Source organism: Streptomyces sp. NPDC004031 (assembly GCF_053604375.1).
In genome coordinates this window covers 181,862-188,223 of the sequence record NZ_JBSGHL010000008.1, presented here as the reverse complement: position 1 = coordinate 188,223, position 6,362 = coordinate 181,862, and the positions used below count along the sequence as shown (strand labels likewise).

The window sequence follows — 6,362 nt, the reverse complement described above, 5'->3', positions numbered from 1 at the left end:
GGGGAAGGTGATGTCCACCGTGTTGTTGTTCGCGCTCGGGTCGAACGTGCGCGCCGCGGAGGCCGACAGCGTGCTGAAGCTCGAACCGTCGGTGGAGCCCTGCACGGACAGCGTCTCGCTGCGGGTCGCCCACGCGGTGGACGGCGGCAGCTTCAGCGTGACCTTGCCGATGCTCGTGGCCTGGCCGAGGTCGACCTGCACCCACTGCGGGAAGGCGCCGTTGGCGCTCTCCCAGTAGGTGGAGGCGTCCGCGTCGGTGACGTTGCCCGCCGCGAAGGTGCCGTTGACGGAGCTGGCGGTGGCCGGGCGGCCGGCCGCGATGTCGGTGCTGCTGTCGATGCCCGCGCCGCTCAGCGCCACCGTGGTGGGGCTGTTGTTGGCGTTGCCGGTGAGCGTGAGCGTGCCGTTGCGGGTGCCGCCCGTGGTGGGCTTGAAGGCGACCGTCACGGTGCAGGACGCGCCCACCGCGAGCGAGGAGCAGGTGTTGGTCTGGGTGAAGTCACCGGTGGCCGCGACCGAGGAGACGGTCGCCGCGGTGGTGCCGGAGTTGGTGACCGTCACCGTCTGGGAGGCCGCGGTGGAGCCGACGACCGTGGCCGGGAAGGACAGGCTCGCCGGGTTGGTGTTCAGCACCGGGCCGGGCGCGGTGCCGGTGCCCGACAGCGCCACCGTGCTGGTGTTGCCGCCCGCGGTCACCGTGAGGGTGCCGCTGCGCGTCCCCGTCGCCGTCGGCTTGAAGGTGACGCTGACGGTGCACGAGCCGTTCGCCGGGACGGAGCTGCCGCACGTGTTGGTCTGCGCGAAGTCGCCGGAGGCGGACAGCGCGCTGACGGAGGCCGCCGAGCCGGTCGGGTTGGAGACGGTCACGGTCTGCGCGGCCGAGGTCGAACCCGTCGCCACCGAGCCGAAGTTGAGGGCGCCCGGGGACGCCGTCACACCGGTCACCGGGTAGGGCGGGAAGTTCGGCGCGGGGAAGCCGCCGCAGAAGGGGGTGCCGGAGATGCCGGAGTTGCCGCCGCCGTCGGTGACGGCGAAGTTGCCGCCCTCGCACGAGTAGACGGGGCTGGACGCGCCCACGCCGGTCGCGGTGACGTTGGTGAACTTCGCGGCGCCGCCGGTCTGCTCCTGGAGCGCGAAGGTGCCGGTGCCGGCGATGGTGACGTTGCTGAGGTTCACCCCGGAGACGGTGCCCTCGACCCACTGCACGGCCTCGTACGGGCTCTGCTGGATCAGCGCGTTGCTGACGTTGATCGGCCCGGTGATGGCGCCCTGCGAGCCGTCGAACCACAGCGCGCCCACGCCGAACTGCCAGTTCGGGTCGAGGCTGCCGGCCCGCACGATCGTGTTGTTGGTGATGTTGGTGGTGCCGACCGGTGTGGAGGTGAAGCGCTGGCCGACGTGGATGCCGCCGCCCTGCGCCAGACCGGTGTCCTGCACCAGGTTGCCGCTCACCGTGTTGTCGTGGCCGCCGTAGATCGCGATGCCGTTGGCGAGGATCTGCGTCGAGACGGTGTTGTTGGAGATCGTGTCGTTGGCGTCGGCGCCGAGCGCGGAGTCCGCCCAGGTGGCGATGCCGTCGTCACCGGTGTTGCGGATGTCGCTGTTGGTGACCGTCGAATTGGTCACGCCACCGTGGAAGTTGATGCCGTCCGCGGTGGTGTCCCGGATCCGCATGGCGCTGAAGGTCAGCTTGTCCATCGGCCCGTCCATCCAGGCGCCGACCTTCATGTGGTCGATCCACACCCGGTCGACGGTGGAGTTGCTGAGCGCGCCGCCGATGCCGTTGACCTGGTCGCCGTCGTTGCGCTCCTGGACGTCGCCGAAGATCGCGAAGTCCTTGAGGTGGACGTTGGCGCTCGGGTTGGGCTGGTAGCCGCCGTAGAAGCCGGGCGCGGCGCCCGTCACCGTCGAGTACCACATGCCCGCGCCGGCCACCGTCACGTTGTTGACGATGATGTGCCCGGGGATCTTGAAGGTGCCCGGCGGGATCCACACCGTGCCGCCCGAACCGGCTGCCGCGATGGCCGCGTTGAAGGCCGCGGTGGAGTCCGCGGCGCCCGTCGCGTCCGCGCCCTTGCTCGTCACCGACACCGAGCCGGACGGCTGCGCGAGCGCGGCGCCGACCTGCTCGAAGTCCGCGAAGTCGATCGTCGTCGCGGTGCCGCCGGAGGGCACCTGGAGGGTGAAGGTCGTACCCGCCTGGTACGTCTGCGGCAGCAGCCGGTGGACCTCGTCGTAGAAGTGGTGAGGATTGCTGCCCGGCGAGTTGGTGAACGGGTAGCTGCCGTAGTACCAGCTGTAGGCGTTGGTGAGGGTGAAGTCCGGCTGCGCGGCACCGTTGATCGCGAAGGAGAGCGGCGCGGTGTAGACGGAGCCGCCCGAGGTGTCCGGGATGCTGTAGCGGAAGTCGATCGAGTTGGTCGCGACCGGCGTGGTGAAGGTGACGTACTTGCCGCTGCCCGAGAGCGTCACGGCCTTGCGGTACGAGGCCTCGTCCGCGAGCTGGCCCGCGGCCCAACTGGGGCCGATCACCGTGCCGTTGGTGGCGGAACTCTCCGCCTGGACCTCGACGTAGGGCAGGCTCGCACCGCTGCCGCCGGTCGCGCCGGCGGCGTAGGCGGGCGCGCTGCCGAGGGCGAGCAGCCCGCCGCTGGTCAGCAGTGCGGTGCTGCCGGCGACCGCGACCGCCCGGCGCAGCCGCGGGCCGCCCGCGCTGCCGCCGCCCGGCGGGCCCTGCCTTCTGCGACGTGGGGGGAGGGGGGACATGCGGAACATCAGGTGCTCCTTTCGGGCACAGATCCCGATCTGCACCGGTGGGGGATGGAGCGTCGACGCAAGGGGCACCGTAATGTCGCGGATACCGCACCGCAATATCCGTGCTCAGCATTGATAGAAAGTAACTTTCTTGCGCAAGATTCTGCGCTGACTCGGACGAGGGCAGGACGGTCCCACGGCGGGGCTCCGGAAGGGAGGATTCCGCCGCTACGGGTCAACGAGCGGACTTCTGCTGGCCTTTCATGACATTGCGCATCGCCCCGACGAGCGCGGGCTCGAACTGCCCGACGTCCGAGGCGGCCGTCCGCGGCCCGCCGTGCAGCGCGCCGCGCGTGTCCTCCGAGACCGCCCCGCCCGCGTACCCGGTGAGCGTCAGGGTGAACACCGCGCCGCCGTGCAGGACCTGTATCTCCTCGCTGGCGTCCAGCGCCTGCGCCACCGCCTCGTCGCCGAGTCCGGGCACCCGGTGCACGTCCCTTCCGGGCGCGAGCGTCCGCGGGTCGACGCCCGCCAGGTCCTCGAACTCCCCGCGCGGATCGGTGCGCTTGTGCAGATCGACGGTGACCGCGAGCTGGAAGAGATCCACACCCCCGGAGCCGTCCGGCGCGTACAGCTCCATCGTGCAGCGCGCGGTGTCCACCGCCTTGCCCAGATGCGCGTCCGTGGGCGTGACGACCGCGCTCTCCGTCGCCCCCAGCGCCGTGAGCAGCGGCTGCATCGTCCCGCCCGTGCAGGGGCTCTCCCCGAGCGCGTAACCGTGCAGATCCGGCCGCCCGTCGTGCCGCGCCTGCCACACCCGTATCCCCACCCCCCACAGCGCGGACGCCACCAGCGCCCCGCACACCCCCCACACCCACACCCGCCGCCCCGCCGCCCCCGACCGCGGCGCGTCCTCCCCACCCCCGATGACCTCGGCCGGCTCGCCCTCCACCCCGCCCGTCAGCTCCGGTTCCGATATCACGCCCGCTCCCTCCCCACCCCCTGCGGAGTCCTCGCCACGACCGTACGCCGCGATTCCGCTTCCGCCCAGGTCACATCGCGTCGTCGTGGTGGGCGACCAGCAGGGCGAGCAGGCGGGTCAGTTCGGTGCGTTCGGCGGGGGTCAGGGGGGCGAGGACGTCGTCCTGGAGGTCGGTCAGCAGGGTGTCGATGCGGGCGAGGCGGCGGCGGCCGCGCGGGGTGAGCGTGATGACGTTGCGGCGCCGGTCGGAGGGGTCGGGGGCGCGGGCCACGTACTCCTCGGCGGCGAGTTCGTTGATCGCGGCGACCATGTCGGAGCGGTGGATGCCCGAGCGGTCGCTGAGCTGCGCCTGGCTCGCGGGGCCGTACTCGTGGAGGGCGGCGAGCACCGCGTAGTGCCACTTGTGCGCGCCGATCGCCGCGAGCCCGTCGGCGACCCGGCGGTCGCTCCACATCCCGGCGAGGCCGAGCAGCCGGCTGGGCAGCGTCCGCAGCCGGGTGGGGGTGCGGCGGTCGTCAGGGGTGGCCTCGGTCATGGGAGGAAGTGTACGCCGTTGCGTTAGGCGGACTAACGATGTACGTTCGTTCGTGTCATAAACGTTCGCCGCACCAACGGTTCGCTCCGACCCCGGGAAGGCGCCACATGCCCACCGTCACCGTCCTCGACTCGACCCTGCACTACGCGGAGTCCGACCCCACCGCGCCCGGCATCCCCTACGTCCTGCTGCACGGCAACCCCGGCAACGCGCACTCCTGGCGCAAGGTCGTCCCCGGCCTCGCCGGGCACCGCGTCCTCACCCCCGACCTCATCGGCATGGGCGGCTCCGGCAAGCCCGACATCCCGTACTCCCTCGCCGACCACGCCCGCTACCTCGACGCCTGGTTCGACGCGCTCGGCCTGGAGAAGGTCGTGCTCGTCGGCCACGACTGGGGCGGCGTCCTCGCCTTCGACCGGGCCGCCCGGCACCCCGAACGCGTCGCGGGCATCGCCTTCTTCGAGACCTTCCCGCGCCCCCTCACGAGCGCGGACCTCACCCCGCAGGCCGTCGAGCGCACCCGCACGCTGCGCACCCCGGGCGTCGGCGAGGCCATGGTCGCGGGCGACAACCAGCTCGTCCGCACCGCGCTCACCCGCGGCGTCCTGACCCCCCTCACCGAGCCCGAGCTCGACCTCTTCCTCGCCCCCTACCCGGCCGAGGCCGACCGGCGCCCCCTGCTGGCCTGGGCCCGGCAGATGCCCATCGACGGCGAGCCCGCGGACACCGTCGCCCGCATCGCCGCCTACGGCCCCTGGCTCGCCTCCTCCCACGACGTCCCCAAGCTGCTGCTGACCTTCACCGGCTCCCCGACCCTCGCGGTCACCGAGCGGACGGCGGCCTGGTGCGCGGCCAACATCGCCGCCCTGACCACGGTCCCGTGCGGCGAGGCGGGCCACCACGCGGCGGAGGACCGCCCGGCGGAGATCGCGTCGGCGGTCACGGCGTGGGCGGCGAAGGAAGGGCTGGGCTGAGGGCCGCGCGTGCGGCGGACGGGCCGGATCCCGGTACGCGTCCGCGGCGCGGCGCCCGAAGGGAACGTTTCGCCAACCGGTGCGGCTTCTATGGTGTGTGCGCTGATATCCACCGTTTCACCACAGAAGGTGTCGCATGTCGATTCGTATGCGCCAGGCCGCCGCCGCCGCTGCCGCCTCCCTCGCCCTGGCCGTCGCGCTGCCGACGTCCGCGGCGCACGCCGCCCAGGGCGAATTCCGCTACACGTACGACGACTTCGGCAACCGTGCCGCGGGCGTGCTGCTCGACCCCGACAGCCGCGTCTGCCTCACACTGCCCGAGGTGGCCGACCCCGCCACCACCGAACCGGCCTTCGCCCCGCAGAACTTCACCGGCAGCACCGTCACGATGTTCACCGGCCCGGACTGCGACGGCGACTACTACAGCCTTCGCCCGGGAGGCCGCGCGAGCGACCGGCTCAAGCTCCGCTCGGTCGTCTTCAGCTGAAACCGGCGCTGCGCCGCGGGGCGTCGGCCCCGCGGCCCCGTCACAGGGGACCCAGCACCTCGGCGGGGTCGGCCGGCAGGTCGAGCGCCTCCAGCACCGTGAGCAACTGCCGCTCCTCGTAACGGAAGTGGCTCTCCATGATCGCGGCGACGCCGTCGAGGTGGCGGGACAGCTCAGCCGGTGGGGCGGAACGGTCGGCGGCGGCGCGGAGGCTGCCGAGCAGCTGGGCGATCACCGTGTGGTCCTGTTCCAACGCGCGCAGCACCGGGCGGAGTTCGGGGTGCGCCTCCGCCACGGCCGGGAAGAGCGTGCGGTCCTCGCCCCGGTGGTGGCCGTCGAGGGCGGCGCAGAATCCATGGCAGTACAGCAGCAGTTCGCGGGTGGCGGCCGCGCCGGGAGTGCCCTCGGCGAGCGACGCGCGGGTCACGGCCAGCGCCTCCCGCAACCGGCCGTGCACACCGCGCAGTTCGTGGCTCCAGGCGACGAGCCTGGTCGTCTCGCGCTCAGTCACGCGCAAGCGAAGGGTGCGACGAGAGCATCGCCGGGCTCCTTCGGTCCGGCGCCTCCATGCCTGGCACGGTCTGCCACCGGCACGCGACGCTCCCGCCACCGTACCGCGCCTGCCGCACC

The 6,362-nt window shown here is 72.5% G+C and carries 6 protein-coding genes; 2 read left to right on the top strand and 4 right to left on the bottom strand.

Features of this window, described 5'->3' with window-relative positions; translation table 11 throughout:
- From ACWERV_RS07610 to ACWERV_RS07600, 3 genes are all read right to left on the bottom strand, one after another.
- Positions 1 to 2,775 (bottom strand): choice-of-anchor D domain-containing protein (locus ACWERV_RS07610; RefSeq protein WP_452930018.1); only part of this gene is annotated, 2,775 nt, incomplete at its 3' end.
- 214 nt (positions 2,776 to 2,989) lie between these two features.
- Positions 2,990 to 3,736: a hypothetical protein gene (locus ACWERV_RS07605; protein WP_452930015.1), complete on the bottom strand. Its 747-nt coding sequence runs from the start codon at positions 3,734 to 3,736 to the stop codon at positions 2,990 to 2,992.
- A 70-nt stretch (positions 3,737 to 3,806) separates the two neighbouring features.
- Positions 3,807 to 4,271, bottom strand: coding sequence for a MarR family winged helix-turn-helix transcriptional regulator (locus tag ACWERV_RS07600; RefSeq protein WP_452930012.1), 465 nt, complete (start codon positions 4,269 to 4,271; stop codon positions 3,807 to 3,809).
- Between the two features lie 107 nt (positions 4,272 to 4,378).
- Between ACWERV_RS07600 and ACWERV_RS07595 the strand changes: the two genes are divergently transcribed.
- Complete coding sequence (locus tag ACWERV_RS07595; RefSeq protein WP_452930009.1) at positions 4,379 to 5,245, top strand: haloalkane dehalogenase; 867 nt, start codon at positions 4,379 to 4,381, stop codon at positions 5,243 to 5,245.
- Between the two features lie 136 nt (positions 5,246 to 5,381).
- Positions 5,382 to 5,732 carry a hypothetical protein gene (locus tag ACWERV_RS07590; RefSeq protein WP_452930006.1) on the top strand — a complete coding sequence of 117 codons (351 nt, stop codon included), beginning with the start codon at positions 5,382 to 5,384 and terminating at the stop codon, positions 5,730 to 5,732.
- Positions 5,733 to 5,772: 40 nt separating this feature from the next.
- Here the strand turns inward: ACWERV_RS07590 and ACWERV_RS07585 are convergent, their stop codons facing one another.
- Entirely contained in the window at positions 5,773 to 6,243 is a 471-nt protein-coding gene (locus tag ACWERV_RS07585) for a hemerythrin domain-containing protein (protein WP_452930003.1), read from the bottom strand.
- Positions 6,244 to 6,362 lie beyond the last annotated feature (119 nt).